General features: G+C 64.6%; 13 protein-coding genes. 8 read left to right on the top strand and 5 right to left on the bottom strand.

Translation table 11 applies throughout. The annotated features are described in order from the left end of the window. Positions 1-114: 114 nt before the first annotated feature. Together hyi and gcl are read right to left on the bottom strand one after the other, a co-directional pair. Entirely contained in the window at positions 115-900 is a 786-nt protein-coding gene (gene hyi / locus ACIGJE_RS04445) for a hydroxypyruvate isomerase (protein ID WP_483679395.1), read from the bottom strand. Between the two features lie 50 nt (positions 901-950). Continuing rightward, entirely contained in the window at positions 951-2,726 is a 1,776-nt protein-coding gene (gene gcl / locus ACIGJE_RS04440; RefSeq protein WP_394313507.1) for a glyoxylate carboligase, read from the bottom strand. Positions 2,727-2,954: 228 nt separating this feature from the next. Here gcl and ACIGJE_RS04435 point away from each other — a divergent pair, with 228 nt between their 5' ends. Beyond that, complete coding sequence (locus ACIGJE_RS04435) at positions 2,955-3,857, top strand: LysR family transcriptional regulator (RefSeq protein WP_483679394.1); 903 nt, start codon at positions 2,955-2,957, stop codon at positions 3,855-3,857. A 12-nt stretch (positions 3,858-3,869) separates the two neighbouring features. Here ACIGJE_RS04435 and ACIGJE_RS04430 read toward each other — a convergent pair whose 3' ends face one another. Further along, the gene (locus ACIGJE_RS04430; protein WP_483679393.1) at positions 3,870-4,832 is read right to left on the bottom strand and encodes an alpha/beta hydrolase; all 963 of its coding nucleotides are present in this window, start codon (positions 4,830-4,832) and stop codon (positions 3,870-3,872) included. 513 nt (positions 4,833-5,345) lie between these two features. On the opposite strand from ACIGJE_RS04430, the gene ACIGJE_RS04425 reads away from it, so the two are divergent. Together ACIGJE_RS04425 and dctA are read left to right on the top strand one after the other, a co-directional pair. Continuing rightward, positions 5,346-6,338: a carbon-nitrogen hydrolase family protein gene (locus ACIGJE_RS04425; protein WP_483679392.1), complete on the top strand. Its 993-nt coding sequence runs from the start codon at positions 5,346-5,348 to the stop codon at positions 6,336-6,338. A 418-nt stretch (positions 6,339-6,756) separates the two neighbouring features. After that, entirely contained in the window at positions 6,757-8,052 is a 1,296-nt protein-coding gene (dctA, locus tag ACIGJE_RS04420) for a C4-dicarboxylate transporter DctA (protein ID WP_311934242.1), read from the top strand. Between the two features lie 102 nt (positions 8,053-8,154). On the opposite strand, the gene ACIGJE_RS04415 is transcribed toward dctA, so the two are convergent. Together ACIGJE_RS04415 and guaD are read right to left on the bottom strand one after the other, a co-directional pair. Continuing rightward, on the bottom strand, positions 8,155-9,612 hold the full coding sequence (locus tag ACIGJE_RS04415) for an NCS1 family nucleobase:cation symporter-1 (protein ID WP_394314069.1): 1,458 nt from the start codon (positions 9,610-9,612) through the stop codon (positions 8,155-8,157). A gap of 389 nt (positions 9,613-10,001) precedes the next feature. Beyond that, positions 10,002-11,333: a guanine deaminase gene (gene guaD, locus ACIGJE_RS04410; RefSeq protein ID WP_367623632.1), complete on the bottom strand. Its 1,332-nt coding sequence runs from the start codon at positions 11,331-11,333 to the stop codon at positions 10,002-10,004. 683 nt (positions 11,334-12,016) lie between these two features. Between guaD and xdhA the strand changes: the two genes are divergently transcribed. From xdhA to ACIGJE_RS04385, 5 genes are all read left to right on the top strand, one after another. After that, a complete protein-coding gene (xdhA, locus tag ACIGJE_RS04405) occupies positions 12,017-13,516 on the top strand; it encodes a xanthine dehydrogenase small subunit (RefSeq protein WP_483679391.1) in 1,500 nt (499 codons plus the stop codon). After that, positions 13,509-15,878: a xanthine dehydrogenase molybdopterin binding subunit gene (gene xdhB / locus ACIGJE_RS04400; RefSeq protein WP_483679390.1), complete on the top strand. Its 2,370-nt coding sequence runs from the start codon at positions 13,509-13,511 to the stop codon at positions 15,876-15,878. Before xdhA ends, xdhB begins: the two co-directional genes overlap by 8 nt. Then, a complete protein-coding gene (xdhC, locus tag ACIGJE_RS04395) occupies positions 15,871-16,743 on the top strand; it encodes a xanthine dehydrogenase accessory protein XdhC (protein WP_483679389.1) in 873 nt (290 codons plus the stop codon). The genes xdhB and xdhC overlap by 8 nt, the downstream gene beginning before the upstream one ends. Before the next feature lie 173 nt (positions 16,744-16,916). Beyond that, complete coding sequence (locus tag ACIGJE_RS04390; protein ID WP_483679388.1) at positions 16,917-18,860, top strand: solute carrier family 23 protein; 1,944 nt, start codon at positions 16,917-16,919, stop codon at positions 18,858-18,860. A 264-nt stretch (positions 18,861-19,124) separates the two neighbouring features. Continuing rightward, the gene (locus ACIGJE_RS04385; protein WP_311934192.1) at positions 19,125-19,460 is read left to right on the top strand and encodes a hypothetical protein; all 336 of its coding nucleotides are present in this window, start codon (positions 19,125-19,127) and stop codon (positions 19,458-19,460) included. The last annotated feature ends 4 nt before the right edge of the window (positions 19,461-19,464 follow it).

Genomic DNA, 19,464 nt, shown 5'->3' with positions numbered 1-19,464 from the left:
GTGGCGCGAAGCGCCGGATGAGGGGTGGAGGCACTTCGTTCTGGCAAGTTGGAGAGACCCCTCATCCCCCTGCCGGGACCTTCTCCCGCAAGGGGAGAAGGGAGTTCATTCAACTCAGCGAGCGGCACCCGCCGCCTTCAGCCAACCCAAACCCGCTTCCGTCTCGCCCTTGGGCTTGTATTCGCAGCCGATCCAGCCGGCGTAGCCGAGCTGGTCGAGCCACTGGTAGAGGAAGGGATAGGCGATCTCGCCGGTGCCCGGCTCGTTGCGGCCGGGATTGTCGGCCAGCTGCACATGCCAGATCTGCGGCAGATATTTCTCGATGGTGCGGGCGAGGTCCCCTTCCATGATCTGCATGTGGTAGATGTCGTATTGCAGGCCGATATTGTCCGAGCCCGTCTCGGCGATGATCTCGACGGCCTGGCTTGTGTTGGTCAGGAAGAAGCCGGGAATGTCGCGGGTGTTGATCGCCTCGATCACCAGGCGGATGCCGGCCTTCTTGAGCTCCCCGGCGGCATAGCCGATGTTCTCGACCAAGGTGGCCCTTGCCTCGACCGCAGCGACGGAAGCGGGCGCGATGCCGGCCAAGCAGTTGACCAGCTTGCAGTCGAGCGCCTTGGCATAGGTGATGGCCTGGGCGACGCCCTCGCGGAACTCGGCCTTGCGGTCGGGCAGCACGGCGATGCCGCGCTCCCCGCCCGCCCAGTCGCCGGCCGGCAGATTGTGCAGGACCTGGGTGAGCTTGTGCTCCTTCAGCGCCGCGGCGAGGTCGGCCGCCGCGAAGGGATAGGGGAACAGATATTCCACGCCCGCAAAGCCGTGGCGGGCGGCTGCCGCGAAGCGCTCCATGAACGGCACTTCGTTGAACAGCATGGTGAGGTTGGCGGCAAATTTAGGCATATTCTATGGCCCTCTTTTACCCTCCCCTCGATGGGGAGGGTATGACGTCATCAGTCCAGCAGCGCGATCGCGGTCGGCGCGTCGGTGGCATCGAGGGCGAGATCCTCGAACTCCGTGACCTTGTCGAGATCGGTGCCCATGGCGACGTTCGTGACGCGCTCCAGGATCACCTCGACCACCACCGGCACGCGCAGTTCGGCCGCCAGGCGCTTGGCCTCCACGAAGCCCTCATGCAGCTTCTCGGGATCGGTGACGCGGATAGCGCGGCAGCCCAGGCCCTCGACCACCTTGAGATGGTCGACGCCATAGACGCCCAGTTCCGGCGTGTTGATGTTCTCGAAGGAGAGCTGGACCTGGAAGTCCATGTTGAAGCCGCGCTGGGACTGGCGGATCAGGCCGAGATAGGCATTGTTCACCAGCACATGCACATAGGGCAGGTTGAACTGGGCGCCGACCGCCAGTTCCTCGATCAGGAACTGGAAGTCGTAGTCGCCCGAGATCGCCACCACCGAGGCGCTGCGATCGGCGGCACAGACACCGAGCGCCGCCGGCAGCGTCCAGCCAAGCGGGCCGGCCTGGCCGCAGTTGATCCAGCCCCTGGGCTTGTAGACATGCAGGAACTGGGCAGCGGCGATCTGCGACAGGCCGATGGTCGAGACATAGGTGGTGTCGCGGCCGAAAGCCTTGTTCATCTCCTCATAGACGCGCTGGGGCTTGATCGGCGTCTCGGTGAAATGGGTGCGGCGGAGCAGGGTTTTCTTGCGCTCGCGGCATTCCTCCAGCCAGGCGGAACGGTCCTTGAGCTCACCCTTGGCCTTGAGCTCCTTGGCGGCCTCGATGAAGACGTCGAGAGCCAGGCCGGCATCGGAGGCGATACCGTAATCGGGCGCGAAGACGCGGCCGATCTGGGTCGGCTCGATGTCGACATGCACGAATTTGCGGTCCTTGGTGTAGACCTCCACCGTGCCGGTATGGCGGTTGGCCCAGCGATTGCCGATGCCGAGCACGAAGTCGGAGGCGAGCAGCGTGGCATTGCCGTAGCGATGGCTGGTCTGCAGGCCGGCCATGCCGACCATCAGGGGGTGGTCGTCGGGAATGGTGCCCCAACCCATCAGGGTCGGGATCACGGGCACGCCGGTCAGCTCGGCGAAGGTGACGAGCTTGTCGGAAGCATCGGCATTGATGATGCCGCCGCCGGCCACGATCAGCGGGCGCTCGGCTGCCTGGAGGAGGGCGATGGCCTTGTCGATCTGGGCGCGGGTGGCCTTGGGCTTGTAGACGGGCAGCGGCTGGTAGGTCTCCGGATCGAACTCGATCTCGGCCGTCTGCACGTCGAAGGGCAGGTCGATCAGCACCGGGCCGGGACGGCCCGAGCGCATCAGGTGGAAGGCCTGCTGGAAGGTGCCGGGCACCTGGGCGGGCTCCATCACGGTGACGGCCATCTTGGTGAGGGGCTTGGCGATCGCGGCGATGTCGACGGCCTGGAAGTCCTCCTTATGCAGGCGGGCGCGCGGTGCCTGGCCGGTGATGCACAGGATCGGAATGGAATCGGCCGCCGCCGAATAGAGGCCGGTGATCATGTCGGTGCCGGCCGGACCGGAGGTGCCGATGCAGATGCCGATATTGCCGGCCTTGGCGCGGGTATAGCCCTCGGCCATGTGGGAAGCCGCCTCGACATGGCGGGCCAGGACATGCTTGATCTGGTTGCGCGGACGCAGCGCGGCATAGAGCGGATTGATCGCAGCGCCCGGAACACCGAAGGCGCAGGTCGCACCTTCCTTCTCCATGATGTGCACAGCAGCTTCCGCCGCGGTCATGCGGGCCATGAGCGTTTCTCCTCAAGCATTCTTCGATCCGCGGATCGGAATTGCGTCTGTCTTTTGAAAATCGCGCCTCGCATGCGACCGGTGGGATCGAATCCAGGGCGTGGTTGAATTCTTCGACGGAGCGGTCTTTCCCGCCCATTGCTGCCTAAAGATTGCAGGGGAAGGGCTATTAGTCCAATATATGGTTCAGTATAATCAATATCTCAAACATATGGATGGTCGACCGTCATGGAACTGCGCCATCTGCGCTACTTCATCGCCCTGGCGGAGGAGCTCAGCTTCACGGCCGCGGCACAACGCCTGCACATCTCGCAGCCGCCGCTGAGCCAGCAGATCCGCGACCTCGAACACGAGCTCGGCGCGGTGCTGTTCCTGCGCACCAGCCGCAAGGTGGTGCTGACCGAAGCCGGCACGGCCTTCCTTGCTCATGCCCGCAGCATCATCGCCAGTGCCGAGCTGGCAGCGACGCAGGTCAAGGCGATCGGCCAGGGCATGACGGGCGCACTCAACGTGGCGGCGACCGGTTCCATGCTGCTCGGTCCGCTCGCCGCCCTGATGGCGGAATATCGACGCCGTTTTCCGGGCGTGGTGATCGGCCTGCACGAAATGGCCCCCGAGGCCCAGCTCAACGCGCTCGCGACGCGGGCCGTCGACATCAGCTTCCTGCGCATGCCGCCCGAAGATGCCGAACTGGTGCGCGAAACCGCCTGGCGCGAGCCTGTCGGCGTCTTCCTGCCATCAGGCCATCGCCTGGCCGAGCGCGGCGCCGTCGCTCTGGCCGAGCTGCATGAGGACGAACATGTCTTCCTGCGCCTGCGTGATTCCAGCTTCGCGGTCTATCTGCGCCAATGCTGCGTGGAGGCGGGTTTCATCCCGCGCATCAGCCAGCAGGTGATCGAATCCTATTCGCTGACCAGCCTGGTCGCAGCCGGCTTCGGCGTCGCCCTCGCCCCACGCAGCGTCAGCGCCCTGTCACGCCCCGAGGTGATCTATCGCGACCTGGTGCCGCCTGCCCCCAGCGCCGACGTCAGCATGATCTATCAGCGCGAACCCAGCCCGGTGCTGGCGCGCTTCCTGGCCTTCGCGCGCCGCTTCCTGGCGGATTGGCGGGCGCAGCCGGGCCGCCAATGAACTTTCCACCGCTCAGGAAACCGGGATAGCGGCCAGGTCCTGGCGCAGGACCTTCAGGGCCGTCGACATCCAGATCCACACCCTGGCCGACTCGGCCTGTTCCTGGGCCAAGGTGACCTTCGTCCGGCTGAAATGCCTGTAGGCGTCATAGGCTTCCAGGGCGCCATTGGCGCCCGGCGCGGTGTATTTCAGGATTTCACGCGTCGTCCGGTCGCTGGCCAAACGATCTACGGGCGAAGCGGGAGGACGCCGCGCCCCGCCGGCGCCGGGCGGCAGATAATCATTGGATTCGTTGATATAGCCGTCGGGATCGGCGACGCCCCAGGGCGTGCCGCCCATGCCGCCATGGGTGCAGAAGAAATATTGCTGCTTGTAGATGGTGGCGGCACCTGGCGTGCGCCGCGTCGCATAGCTGCCGAACAGCAGCCGCGATCCCGTCTTCGGATCACGGCGGGCATGGAAGCACACCCGGACATTGGGCGGAATGAACAGCGGTGAATTGAAGGGCTGCCTGTCGACGGCATCGAACAGGAAGAGCCCATCCACGGGAATGCCCTCCAGCGCGAGCAGGGAGGCGGCATAGACGACCGCCGCACCACCCCTGCTATAGCCGGCTAAGAAAATGCGTTTGGGTCCCAACGCCTTGTGGCGATAACGCTCCCGCACGGAGCGATAGGCACCAATGCCCAGGGCCGGCGTCGAGACACCGTCGAGGCTCGGTCCACGCCGGTAATATCGTGCCTCGTTGCCCCAGCTCCGATAAAGGCGCTGCACGAAACTGTTGCGGAACTCCGCCTCATAGGCTCGGTCGGAATAGGGGCCGGTACCGTCGATGCCGGCATAGATGTCGAGCGCCGCATTGGCCGCCGCCGCCTGGGCATCGCGCTGGCGCTGCTCCTCGTACCGCGCGACCTCCCTCGTGTAGAGCACCGACATGTCGTGGCTGTCGAAGGGAAAAGCGCCGTTCCAGTTCATTGCCCGCCCCGGATGATCCGCCAAGTATATGAAGCAGTTTATACGGGCAACTCGATATCTCTCAAGAAGTATTATTTGACAATAATTTAAAACTCTACGCGGTAGGCACGTACCTTCTGAAACAAATTCGACACAATCTGCGCTCCAGGAGAGAATTATTATAAGAACGGGCGATTATTCTCCGGTCTTGAAGGAAAAAGACCTGCGGCATTTCGTTCGCATTCTCCTTCAGGTCCCAGGACGGCGGACAGGGCGCCTGGTGCCCGGCAACATCCTGGATGGTACGGACTGAGGAGGGTACCGCGGCAGGGTTGCACAAGTCCGCCCCCTTGACGAACCAATGCAGGCCCGACATTTTCACCCAGGCGTGGCCCACGCCCAACCTCCCAAGGCCTTCCCCAGCATGGCCTTAAACGGGGGCAAAGGGACTTCCGTCTCGGGTCGTCGTCCTGGTCCGATCGTTTCGGGCGTGGTTGCTGGGGAACTTGCGTCCGGGACGTGAAAGGCCTGACAATGACGCAGAATGGCAATCTCAAGCGCCGTGTCCGTGCGCGCGCAGCCAAAACGGGCGAGTCCTACACCGCGGCGCTCAGACATCTTCGTGAGGCACAACCGCGCCACGCCGACACCCAATCGGTGCGGCTGGCGGTGGCGCAATCCTCGCTCTTCAACGATCCTCGCGACAGCTCCGCACTTCGCACCAGCGGCACGGAAATGCGGCGCCTGATGCGCGACGCCCACAGGACCGGTGCGCGCCTCATCCATTTCCCGGAGGGTGCGACCTGCTCCCCCAACAAGCGCATCATGTCAGCGAATGGTCCCCGCGACGTCGGCCCCTCCGACTGGACCCGATTCGATTGGGCGGTTCTAAGCGAGGAACTCGACGCGATCAGCAAGCTCGCGCGCGAACTCAAGCTCTGGACGGTGTTCGGGTCGGTCCACCGCCTGACCCCGCCGCACCGGCCGCACAACAGCCTCTACGTCGTCTCCGATCGCGGGGATCTCGTCACCCGCTATGACGAGCGGATGCTCTCGCACACCAAGATCTCCTTCATGTATTCGCCGGGCAGGCAGCCGGTGACCTTCGAGGTCGACGATCTGCGTTTCGGCTGTGCGCTCGGCATGGAGGCGCACTATCCGGAGATATTCACCGACTATGAAAGGCTCGATGTCGATTGCGTCCTGTTCTCGACGACAGGTGAGAGCCCGTCGGCCGCACCGCCTTTCGCGGCAGAGGCCTTGGGACATGCCGCCAGCAATGCCTATTGGGTCAGCTATGCCGCCCATGCGCCGCAGAGCGTGACGGTCCCCTCCGGAATAGCCGCACCGGACGGCCGATGGAAAGTGCAATGCCCGGCAGATGGCACGCCGGCCATCGCCGTCACCGACATCGCGACGGATCGCGACCATCCCGCGCGGCCGTGGCGGCGAACCGCCCGCTCCGACCTCTACGAGGCGCATAAAATCGACGGCGATCCCAGAAGCGATGCCCGCAATTCGTTCTGACCGGCGAGTGAGGCCCCAAAGGCAATACAGTTCACTCTAGGGTCTTCGAGTTGGCACGAGCTATTTCATTGCCGGGCTTGACCCGGTAATCCAGCCCTTTCGCGCGGATTGCAAATAGCCGGTGCAAGTCCGGCTATGACAAGTCGGAGCGCTTCCTCCTTATGTGAACTGCATTGCCCCGCTCCCTGGTCGCTGTCGCCGCATCGTCGTTGCGCAAAACGGGCGTCCGGCTTCCAACACGATACCTACGGCAAATGCCGGCTGGCATGCTCCTTGCTTTGATTTCCCCAGCGAGCCCGACGCGCGCCGTCGGCGACGCGGGGATGGGTTCGTCGTCACCCCCAGGTGCCAGACGTGCCGGCCGGTTGCGGGACAACTGCCGACCGCTGCGCCTCCGGACAGGAATATTCCGATGACCATGGATGCCATCACGGCCCCGGCCCGCCGGAAACCGCTCATCAATTCCCTCTTCCTCCAGGTTCTCGTCGCCCTTGCGCTCGGTGTCGTGCTCGGCATGGCCGCGCCGGCCTTTTCCGTTCAGCTGAAGGTGCTGAGCGACGGTTTCCTCAAGCTCATCTCGATGATCGTGGCGCCGATCGTCTTCTGCGTGGTGGTAAACGGCATCGCCGGCGTCGGCGACCTGCGCAAGGTCGGGCGGGTTGGCGTCAAGGCGCTGATCTATTTCGAGGTGGTGACCACGGCAGCCCTCGCCCTCGGCCTGCTGCTGGCCCTCGTCGCCGGTCCGGGCCACGGCATGAATATCGACGCGTCCAAGCTCGATGCCGGCGCCATGGGCAGCTATGCCGACAATGCCCACAAGCTGCAGGGTGCGGGCATCGGCAGCTTCATTCTCAACATCGTCCCGACCACCTCGATCGACGCCCTGGCGCGCAACGACGTGTTGCAGGTCCTGTTCTTCGCCATCCTTTTCGGTACGAGCCTCGCGCTCGTGGGCGGCGAAAAGGCGGAAAAGGTCTCCTCCTTCGTGGATGCCGTGGCGACGATCCTGTTCAAGACCATGTCGCTCATCGTGCGCCTCGCACCCCTGGGCGTCCTCGGCGCCGTTGCCTATACGGTCGGCAAATACGGTGTCGGTTCGCTGCAGCAACTCGTCTCGCTGGTCGTCCTGTATTATGCCGCCGTCGCCGTCTTCGTCATCGTGGTGCTGGGCGGCATCATGCGGATGGCCGGCATCAACATCTTCCGCTTCCTGGCCTATCTGCGCGCGGAACTCGCCATCGTCCTGGCGACCGCCTCTTCGGACGCCGTCCTGCCGCAGGTGATGCGCAAGCTGGAGCATCTGGGCGTGCGCAAATCGGTGGTCGGCCTCGTCATTCCCACCGGCTATTCCTTCAACCTCGATGCCTTCTCGATCTATCTCACTTTGGCCGTCGTCTTCATCGCCCAGGCCACCAACACGCCCCTGTCGCTCGGAGACCTGCTTGTGGTGCTGGGGGTCTCGCTGCTGACCTCGAAGGGGGCCCATGGCGTGCCGGGCTCGGCCATCGTGATCCTGGCAGCCACGCTCAACACGATCCCCGCCATTCCCGCCATCGGCCTCGTACTCGTCCTCTCCGTCGACTGGTTCATCGGCATGGCGCGCGCCGTCGGCAATCTCGTCGGAAACTGCGTCGCAACCGTGGTCATCGCCGCCTGGGAAGGCGACCTCGACCGGGCGCGAGCCGCCGAGGTGCTCGGCGAGATGACGGAGTGACGGGGAAAGTCTCCCGCCATCTCGACCTGGCATGGAGACGTCGCCCGGGCCTTCTGCGGAATGAGGGAGCGGAATCGTTGCTCCCTCAGCCGGGTTCCTTCCTCAGGCCTTCGCGCCCGACACCTTCACGCCCGGCGCAGCCAAGCGCAGCGCGTAATAGATGACGCCCGCGATGGCGACGCCGAAGAACCAGCCATAGATGCCCCACCAGGCCGGCAGCCAATTGGTCAGGTTGGGCAGGATGGAGGAGAACAGTGCGCCGATGCCGGCGGCGATCAGGGCGTTGACATGCCAGCCGCCCTGGAAGCGGAACTCGCCATCCTCGCGATAGAGCGCCTCGACGTCGATCTCGCCCTTGCGGATGAGATAATAGTCGACCAGCATCACCCCGAGGATCGGCCCCATGGTGGCGCCGATGATGCCGACGAAGCTGGCGGCGCTGCCTTCCCAAGGCGCGAAGGGATAGAGCACCAGAGCAATGAAGGCCGCGATGTAGCCGCCCTTCTTGAAGTCGATGGCGCGTGGGAAGACATTGGCGAAATCGAAGGCCGGCGAGACGAAATTGGCCACGACGTTGATACCCAGCGTCGCCACTGCGAAGGTCAGCGCGGCAAGGAGGGCCAGGAACCAGCTGTCGAACTTGGCCGAGATCTGGTCGGGATGTAGCAGCACCTCGCCATAGACGTCGTAGGCGGCGATGGTGGTGACGCCGGCCACCATCGAGAACAGCACCAGATTGACCGGCAGGCCCCAGAGATTGCCGGTGCGCACTGCCGATTTGTCGGGCGCATAGCGGCTGAAGTCGCAGAAATTCAGGTAGAGCGCCGAGAAATAGGTCACCCAGATCGCGGCAACCGCGAACAGCGAGGTCCAGGAGCCGGGCGTGCCGGGCACCCCGGCATCCTTGGTCTTGTCGAGAAGGACATCGAGGGGAATATCGCTGGAAAAGGCGAACTTGCCGGATTTGACACACAGATAGACCGCCAGGATCAGCATCATCACCCACACCGCCGGGCCGGCCCAGTCCTGGAAGCGCCGCACCGTCTCCATGCCCTTCTGGATGATCAGCAGCTGCAGGGCCCAGATCACCACGAAACAGATCACTTCGAGCCCGGAATGGCCGAGGAAATGCACATCGCGATGGAACTGGGCGAAGCTGTCGGAGCGGATCAGCAGCGCCACGATGGCGCCCGAAGCGGCCGACGTCTGGGCGCCATACCAGAAACAGGCGACCACGGCCCGCACCAAGGCCGGCAGGTTGGCGCCCCAGATGCCGAAGGAGGCGCGGGCGAGCACCGGATAGGGCACGCCGGTCTTCACGCCGGCATAGCCCACCAGATTCATCAGCGCATAGATGACCAACGAGCCGATGCCGATGGCCACGATGAAATTGACGAAGCCGCCGCAGAACAGGAACAGGCTCGCGGCGAGATAATAGCCCCACAGGCTGTGCACGTCTGAGGTCCAGACGTTGAAGATGCTGAACGGCCCCCAATTGCGAATTTTCGCCGGGGCCAGATCCTCGTTGTAGAGGTCGGGCGATGCCCCTTTGATCTCCATTATCCCCTCTCCCGCGCTCGTCCGCCGGAGGTTACAACATGACGCATGGTAATGTCCGGCGGCATTTCCATGCGTCATTGCCGGGCCGAATCTTGGCTCCGCATCCTGCAAGTCAGAGCGCTCGAAAGATGCAAGTCAATCAGCATCCATGCAATGAGCACCGATATTTTACCTGTACTGACTCCGCCTGGCCATCATTGCCGGCAATACTGTCTGAATAAAAGGCAGTCTGCACAGCCAGGCGGCGAACACGCGCGTCCATGCGCCGGCATGGCAAGAAAAAACCCGCCTCTCGCTTGGCGATGGCGGGCTGCTGCCAGGCCTGGGGCGCAGAACCTTCCGGGGAAAGGGGCGGCGAACCGGAAGTCCGCACATCCCGGAAACAAGCCTCAGCCGCGCTTGCGCGGCTTCTTCGGCTCGCCCATCACATAGGTCTCCTCGACAGCGCGATCGTCGCCCAGCGTGACCAGCACGAAGAGCTCTTCGGCCAGGGTGGTCACCGTCTCCATGCGATGCGCCATGGCAGGGGTCGCCCTGGCGTCGAGTACCACGGCATCGCATTCATGGCCGGGCTCGAAACTGCCGATCAGATGATCGAGGCCGATGGCGATGGCGTTGCCGCGGGTCATGGCGTGGAACAGCGCCAGCGAATCCAGGCGCTGGCCCTGCAATTGCAGCACCTTGTAGGCCTCGTTCATGGTCTGCAGCATGGAATAGGAGGTGCCGCCGCCGATATCGGTGGCAACGCCGATGCGCACCGGCCGCCTGGGGTCGCGCATCGCCTTCCAGTCGAACAGCCCCGAACCGAGAAAGAGGTTGGAGGTTGGGCAGAACACGGCGACCGCGTCGACATCCGCATAACGCTGGCGCTCGCTCTCGGACAGATGGATCGAATGCCCCATCAGCGATTTGCTGCCGAGCAGCCCATATTTCTCGTAGATCGCGGTATAGTCGGCACATTCGGGATAGAGCCGCTTGGCCGTGGCGACTTCTTCCAGATTTTCCGAAATATGGGTCTCGACCAGGCAGTCCGGATTTTCGCGCGACAGGGTCGCGGCGGCTTCGAGCTGCCCGGGCGTGGAGGTGATGGCAAAGCGCGGCGCGATCGCATAGAGCTGCCTGCCGCGGCCGTGCCAGCGCCCGATCAGGGCCTTGCTGTCGTCATAGCCGGATTGGGCGGTGTCGGTGAGCGCGTCGGGTGCATAGCGATCCATCATCACCTTGCCGGCAGCCATGCGGGTGTTGCGCCGCTCGGATTCGGCGAAGAAGGCCTCGGCCGAGGCCGAATGCACCGAGCAGAAGGCGACAGCCGTGGTGGTGCCGTTGGACAGCAATTCGTCGAAGAAGAAGGCGGCGCCGCGGGCCGCGTGGGCCGGATCGCCATATTTCTGTTCCTCGACGAAGGTATAGGTGTTGAGCCAGTCGAGCAGCTGGGCCGCCCAGGACGCCACCACCTGGGTCTGCGGCAGATGGATATGCGGATCGATGAAACCGGGCGTGATCAGCCGGCCCGAATGATCATGGATCACGGCGGCGGCGGGAAGCTGGGAACGCAGAACGGAGGTCTCGCCGACCGCCAGGATCTTGCCGCCGGCCAGGACCAGCAGGCCGTCCTCGATATAGCGCACGGCGCTCTCGCCATGCTCCTCGGGGCTATCAACGAACCAGAGCAGGCGGCCGCGCAAGGCCGTATCCGCCCGCGAGATATCCTTCGTCGTCACAACGTCACTTCCTTCTGGCTGGCGCACAGCGCGCGCGACTGGAGCGCTTTTGTCTGGTGAAGACGCCGTACCTTCAAGGCGGGCACGAGCGTGGGACCCGCGAATACGTCAGGATCCCATGGCATGGTTCACCGATCATGCCAGACATCATAACCATATCCCGACCGGGCGATTGTCACATTTTTTTGGGAAGTCCTTCATATGGGGCCTGTCTACCGCCGTGAGGTTCATCGGTAAATTATAAGTGCTACAAAGAGGCTCAAGCGCCTTGCGATCTGCCGGAATTCGGCACGAAGCGCAAAGACGCTCCTGCCAATCCGCTGGATTGGCTTGGAAACAACGAATTGGGGCAAGCATGCGTTCGGACTGAACGCGCCTTGCTTCGGAAGCGAGCCCGACGAGAAGATTTTGGGAGGGAACCGCCGGCGCAGGGAGACCGGATCGAGACCTCCAATCACATTCCGATCTTGTTCGAGATCGGCCGGGCCTCCAGCCCCGGTTCCAGTTCCTTGGCATGTTCGCCGCCGTGCACCCGTCCTCGGGTCGCCAGTCGCCGGGCATGCGTTGGTATGTTCGGGGCCGGGCATGCTTCTTGCCTGGCTCGCTTCAGTGCCTTCATCGACTATGCTGCGAGGTCGGCAAGCCGGGACAAGCCGGCCGACGGACCTCGCCAAACCACACGGATGATCATGCGCCGGACCGTAAGATTCCTACTCAACGATCGCCAGTTCTCGCTGGAGGGCTTCGACCCCACGCTGACGCTGCTGGACTGGCTGCGCAACGAGCGTCGGCTCATCGGTACCAAGGAAGGCTGCGCCGAGGGTGACTGCGGCGCCTGCACCGTGCTGGTCGGGCGGCTGCGCCAAGACGGCACGGGAAAGACCGAGCTGCGCTATGAAGCCATCAATGCCTGCATTCGTTTCGTGGCAACCCTCGATGCCTGCCATATCGTCACCGTCGAGCATCTGAAGAAGGCGAGCGGCGGCCTGCATCCCGTCCAGCAGGCCATGGTGGAGCTGCATGGCTCCCAATGCGGCTTCTGCACGCCCGGCATCGTGATGTCGTTGACCGCCCTGTGGCTGGGCGCCGCCGAAGCCCCCTCGCGCGAGCGCATCGAGGAAGCCCTCGCCGGCAATCTGTGTCGCTGCACCGGCTATGGTCCGATCATCTCGGCGCTCGACCGGGCCTATGAGATCGAGGCGTCCAGCGCCGATTCCCTGAATGTCGGCCGCGCCGAGATCGCCCGCAAGCTGGCCGGCCTCGCCGACCAGGACATCATCGAGATTTCCGAGGGCGGCCGCAAGCTGTTCGCCCCCGCCACCGCTGACCAACTCGCCGAACTCACGGCCGCTCATCCCGATGCCACCCTGGTGGCCGGTGCCACCGATGTCGGCCTGTGGATCACCAAGATGCTGATGCGCCCGGCCACCGTGATCACTCTCGGCCGCGTCGGCGAACTCGACCGCATCGAGGACAAGGGCGACCATCTCGTCATCGGCGCCCTGGTCTCGCTCAGCGACGCGCGTGCCGCGCTCGGCGCTCTCGACCCGCAGATCGACGAGCTCATCCGCCGCTTCGGCTCCGAGCAGGTGCGCAATGCCGGCACCATCGGCGGCAATGTCGCCAATGGCTCGCCCATCGGCGATTCCCCGCCGGTGCTGATCGCCCTCGGCGCCAGCGTGATCCTGCGGCGCGGCGAGGAGCGGCGCATCGTGTCGCTGGAACAGTTCTTCATCGCCTACAAGAAGCAGGACCGCCAGCCGGGCGATTTCGTCGAGGCCTTAATCGTGCCCAAGCCGAAGCCGGGCACGCTGTTCCACGTCTCCAAGATCTCCAAGCGCTTCGACGAGGACATCTCGGCCGTGTGCGCCGCCTTCCGCCTCGAGCGGGATGGGGCGGGCCTCACTACGAATGCCGTGCTGGCCTTCGGCGGCATGGCTGCCACGCCCAAGCGCGCCGCCGCCGCGGAGGCGGCCCTTGCCGGCCGGGCGTTCAATGCCGAAGCCGCCGAGGCCGCAGCCCTCGCTTTGGCCAGCGATTTCAAGCCGCTCGACGACTGGCGCGCCAGTGCGCGCTACCGCTCGACGGTGGCTGCCAATCTGATCCGCCGTTTCCAGGCCGAGACAGCCACCGGTTCCGTTCACCGGGTTGCCGGCATCCTCCGGAGTGACGCCCATGCATAAGCCCGTCTTCGCAGCCAATCGCGACCAGGTCTCCGGCGGCGTCTATCAATCCACCCGCCACGATTCCGGCCACAAGCACGTGGCCGGCGAGGCCCTCTATATCGACGACATGCCCGAACCGGCCGGTCTCCTGCACGCCGCCCTCGGCCTGTCGCACTGCGCCCATGGCCTGATCAAGGAGATCGACCTCTCGGCGGTGAAGGACAGCCCCGGCGTCGAGCTGGTGCTCACGGCGGCCGACATTCCCGGCGTCAACGATATCAGCCCCTCCAACCATCACGACGACCCGGTCTTCGCCGAGGGCAAGGTGATGTTCTACGGCCAGCCCATCTTCGCCGTGATTGCCCGCACCCGCAACGAGGCGCGCCTGGCTGCGGCCAAGGCCAAGATCACCTATGAGGAGCTGCCGGCGATTCTCGACATCGCCGCCGCCCGCAAGGACGGTAAGGATCTCGTCGCCGAACCGATGAGCCTCAACCGCGGCGATCTCGATGCGGCGATGACCGCCGCGCCCCGGCGCATCAAGGGCTCGATGTCACTCGGCGGCCAGGAGCATTTCTATCTGGAAAGCCACATCGCCCTGGCCGTGCCGGGCGAGGATGGTGACGTCACCCTCTATTCCTCCACCCAGCACCCCAGCGAGATCCAGCACGCGGTGGCGCATGTGCTTGATGTACCGAGCAACGCCATCACCTGCGAGATCCGCCGCATGGGCGGCGGCTTCGGCGGCAAGGAGACCCAGGGCAACATCTTCGCCGCCATCGCGGCCCTGGCGGCACGGCGCACCGGCCAGGCGGTCAAGCTCAGGCCCGACCGCGACGACGACATGGTCGCCACCGGCAAGCGCCACGATTTCGTGATCGACTACGAAGTCGGCTTCGACGACGAAGGCCATATCCTCGCCGTCGACATCCTGTTCGCCGCCCGCTGCGGCTTCTCGGCCGACCTCTCCGGCCCGGTGACCGACCGCGCGCTGTTCCATGCCGACAACGCCTATTTCTATCCGGCCGTGCGCCTCAACGCTCAGCCCTGGCGCACCCATACCGTCTCCAACACCGCCTTCCGCGGTTTCGGCGGCCCGCAGGGCGTGATCGGCGCCGAGCGCTTGATCGAGGAAGTGGCCTATGCCACCGGCAAGGATCCGCTCGATATCCGCAAGCTCAACTTCTATGGCGGACCGGGCCGCGATCTCACCCCCTATCACCAGACGGTGGAGGCGGACCTCTCGGCCGAGATCATCGCCAAGCTCGAGGCATCCAGCGACTACCAGGCCCGGCGCGCCGAAATCCGCGCAGAGAATGCCAGGCAGAATGCCCAAGGTGGCGTCTTCCGGCGCGGCATCGCGCTGACGCCGGTCAAGTTCGGCATCTCCTTCACCAACAGCTGGCAGAACCAGGCCGGCGCCCTGGTGAACGTCTATACCGACGGTTCGGTGAGCGTGAACCATGGCGGCACCGAGATGGGCCAGGGCCTCTACATCAAGGTCGCCCAGGTGGTGGCGCAGGCCTTCCAGATCGATCTCGACATGGTCAAGATCACGCCGACCACCACCGCCAAGGTGCCCAACACCTCGCCGACGGCGGCCTCCTCCGGCACCGATCTCAACGGAATGGCAGCGCTCAATGCCTGCAACAACATCAAGGAGCGCATGGTCGCCTACGCCGTGGAGAAGCACGGCGTCCCCGCCGACCAGGTCGAATTCCTGCCCGGCCGCGTGCGTGTCGGCAATCGCGAAATCGAGTGGCCGGATTTCGTCAAGGAGGTCTATAGCAACCGCATCCAGCTCTCCTCCTCCGGCTTCTATCGCACCCCGGACATCTATTGGGACCGCAAGGCCGGCCGCGGGCGCGCCTTCTACTACTATTCCTATGGCGCCGCCGCCTCGGAAGTCACCATCGACACGCTCACCGGCGAATACCGGGTCGAGCGGGTCGACATCCTGCACGACGTCGGCTCCTCGCTGAATCCGGCCATCGACATCGGCCAGATCGAGGGCGGTTTCGTGCAGGGCATGGGCTGGCTGACCACCGAAGAATTGTGGTGGGACAACAAGGGGCGCCTGCGCACCCATGCGCCCTCCACCTACAAGATCCCGGTGGCCTCGGACCGGCCGCGCGTCTTCAACATCAACCTGTTGAACAAGCCCAACCACATGCCCTCGATCCATCGCTCCAAGGCGGTGGGCGAGCCGCCTCTGGTGTTGCCGATCTCCGTCCTGCACGCCTTGTCGGACGCGGTGGCCTCGATCGGCGACTACAAGATCTTCCCTGATCTCGATGCGCCCGCCACGCCCGAGCGCGTCCTCTTCGCGGTCGAGGCGATGCGCGCGAAGGTGCGGGAGAGGAGCGGGGGCCATGGTTGATCTGGAGATCGGCAGGCTCCTCGCCACGATCGAAGCCGATGGCCGCCAGGCCATCCTGGTCGAGATCGCGGCGGCACTGGGCTCGACGCCGCGCGGCGTCGATGCACTGATGCTGGTGACATCGGAAGCGGTTGCCGGCACCATCGGCGGCGGCCATCTCGAATTCCATGCCATCGACGTGGCACGTTCCATGCTGACCGAAGGCAAGGACGGGCGTGGACCCGCCTTCCAGAGCATGGACCTGCCGCTCGGCCCGATGATGGGCCAGTGCTGCGGCGGCCATGTCACTTTGCGCTTCGAGCCGGTGACCACGAAGGTCGCCGCCTGGCTCGGCGACCATGAGGCCAAGCTCCTGGATGCACGGCCGCCGGTGCTGGTGTTCGGGCTCGGCCATACCGGCCGGGCGCTGGCGAGCATGCTCTCGCTGCTGCCCTTCGCGGTGACGCTGGTGGACGATCGGGCCGAGATGTTCACCGGCCTGCCCGAGAATTGCCGCACGCTTCATCTCGAGGATCCGGCCGACGCCATCGCGGATGCCCCCGCCGGCGCCGCCTATATCATCCTCACCCACAGCCATGCGCTCGACTACCGCCTGACCGAGGCGGCCCTGGAACGCCGCGATGCCGCCTATGTCGGCATGATCGGCTCCATGACCAAGCGCAAACGCTTCGAAAGCCAGTTCCTGCGCAATAGCGGCACCAACGCCATGCTCGGCGAGCTGACCTGCCCGATCGGCGGTGCCGATGTCGACGACAAGCGCCCCGAAATCATCGCCAGCCTGACGGCGGCCGAGCTGGTGCGGTGCTTCGCCCAGCGTGCCGCCCGGCTGCAACGGCCCGGCTGGGCCCCAGCCAAGGCCGGCTGACACCCGGCCGGCCCCCGTCAGAACCACCCCGGAAGACCGGCATCCTCCTCCCGCTCGCGGCGAGGATCGCCGTCGCGTGCCCAAGCCCATGCCCATGCCACGGAACTGAACCTGCCCTCGTCACCCGGCCGAAGACCGGAGCGAGACCCAACGATCAGGAGGGGAAACGTCCCATGACGACGCTTGAACAGACCAACCCGGCGGCGAGCACCGCCTCGGCGCAAACCACGCGGGTGCATCCCGTCGACGAGGTGCTGCCCTTCGCCAAGCTGGCGACCTATGGCTTCCAGCATGTGCTCGCCTTCTACGCAGGTGCGGTGCTGGTGCCGATCATCGTGGCGAGCGCGCTCAAGCTCAGCCCTGAGCAACTGATCCACCTGATCAATGCCGACCTCTTCACCTGCGGCATCGCCTCGATCATCCAGGCGGTCGGCATCGGCAATATCGGCGTGCGGCTGCCGCTTCTGCAGGGCGTGACCTTCACCGCCGTGAGCCCGATGATCGCCATCGGCCTCGCCGTCGGCGGTGGCACCGAGGGCCTGCTTTCCATCTATGGCTCGGTGCTGGTGGCAGGCCTGTTCACCTTCGCCGTGGCCTCCTATTTCGCCAGGCTCACCCGCTTCTTCCCGCCGGTGGTGACGGGATCGGTGATCCTGATCATCGGCGTGGCGCTGCTGCCGGTTGCCGCCAACGACATCGTGGTTGGCAAGGGCCCGAACGCCATGCAGGACCCGGTCCTGCTCAAGAACCTGGCCTATGCCTTCGGCACGTTGGCGCTGATCGTCGGCATCCAGCGCGTGTTCACCGGCTTCATGCAGACGGTGGCGGTGCTCATCGGCCTGGTCGCCGGCACGCTGGCGGCCTGGGCCCTGGGCGATGCGCATTTCAGCGAAGTCGCCAATGCCGGCTGGGTCGGCTACACCTCGCCCTTCTATTTCGGCTGGCCGACCTTCTCGATCACCGCCATCCTGTCGATGATGGTGGTGATGATCATCACCATGGTCGAGACCACTGGGGACGTCTTCGCCACCGGCGAGATCGTCAAGAAGCGCATCGCGCCCGAGGATATCGGCCGCGCCATCCGGGCCGACGGCCTCGCCACCTTCATCGGCGGCGTGCTCAACTCCTTCCCCTATACCTGCTTTGCCGAGAATGTCGGCCTGGTCCGCCTCACCCAGGTCAAGAGCCGCTGGGTGATCGTCGCCGCCGGCGTGATCATGATCATCCTGGGCTCGCTGCCCAAGGCCGCCGCCATCGTCGCCGGTATCCCGCATCCGGTGCTCGGCGGCGCTGCGCTCGCCATGTTCGCGGCGGTGGCCGTGGTCGGCATCCAGACGCTCAGCAAGGTCGATTTCAACAACCACAACAACATCGTGATCGTCTCGACCAGCGTGGGCCTGGGCATGCTGGTGACGGCGCAGCCCTTCGTGGCCAACGCCTTCCCGGCCTGGGCCCAGATCATCTTCGGCTCGGGCATCACGCTCGGCGCCATTTCGGCCATCGCGCTCAACATCATCTTCAACCATGTCGGCAAGGTGCATAGCCCCGCCGTGGCCGGACGCCCCGGCCATACGCTGGTCACCCTCTCCGACGTCAACAGGATGGGCAGCGCCGAATTCGCCAAGACCTTCGGCGGCCTGGTCGAGGACACGCCCTGGGTGCTGGAGCGGGCCTACGCCTTGCGCCCCTTTGCCGACACCATCGCCCTGCGCTCGGCCTTTCACGATGCCCTGCTCACCGGTTCGGCCGAGGAACAGCTGCAATTGCTGAACTCCTTCGCCGATCTCGGCAGCGAAAGCGACGCCGGCAATGCCTATCTGCTCGACCACGCCGATGCCGGCATCGACAATGAGGACCTGGCCGAGGTGAACAGGCTGGCCGTGGCCTACCGCAAGCATTTCGGCTTCCCGCTGATCATCTGCGCGCATGAAGTCGAGCGCTATGAGCGGGTGCTGGCAACCGGCTGGTCGCGCATGGCCAACTCCCCGACCGTCGAGCGCTCCGCGGGCCTGATCGAGATCGCCAAGATCGCCAATCACCGCTTCGACAAGCTCGTCGCCAACGCCAATCCGATCGCCTCCTCCCATCTGGTGCAGTTGCAGGAGCGCTTCGCCTAGAGCGTTTTGTGATTTCTCGGAATCACCGAGAATCGCAAAGACGCGTCGAAACAAAGAGTTAGAGCAAACCAGCGTTCACGTGTGACCGCGCTTTGCTCTGGAGCGTCTTGCGCCAGACCAATCGCGAGGGAAGCCCCCGGCACACTCTGCCGGGGGCTTTCGGCATTTGTAATCTTTGCCTGGCACCTGCCCGATCCGAGCAGGGTTGTTTGTGACACCCCGATGACGCATGGTCTGCCCGATTCACAATCGAAGGACCGACACGTGGGTGACACCAAGAAGAAAATTTATGAATATTTGATCGAAGGAGCGACGTCCGGCCTCACAGACGAAGCTCTCTATACGTATATAGTCGGGCGCGTCTCGAAGGCCAACAGCAAGCGTATCGCAAGGGCAGGCTTTCTCGCTCTCAGCGATCCGACGTTGACTGATCGGAATGTACTGAACACCATTTATGCTTTGGCTATCAAGCATAGGCTTGCCGGCAGTGGCGCAGAGGAAGCCGAAGAAGCCGTGGAAGAAGGTTCCGACAAGGCCAAGGCCTCCGACTCCAAGGCGGCGAGCCTGCCGCTGCCGGAGAAGAAGCCGAGGAAATCCTGAGGCC

Source organism: Labrys sp. E2SS-1L (assembly GCF_057073705.1).
The sequence above is the reverse complement of the archived record's forward strand: the minus strand, read 5'-3'. Positions and strand labels throughout refer to the sequence as shown.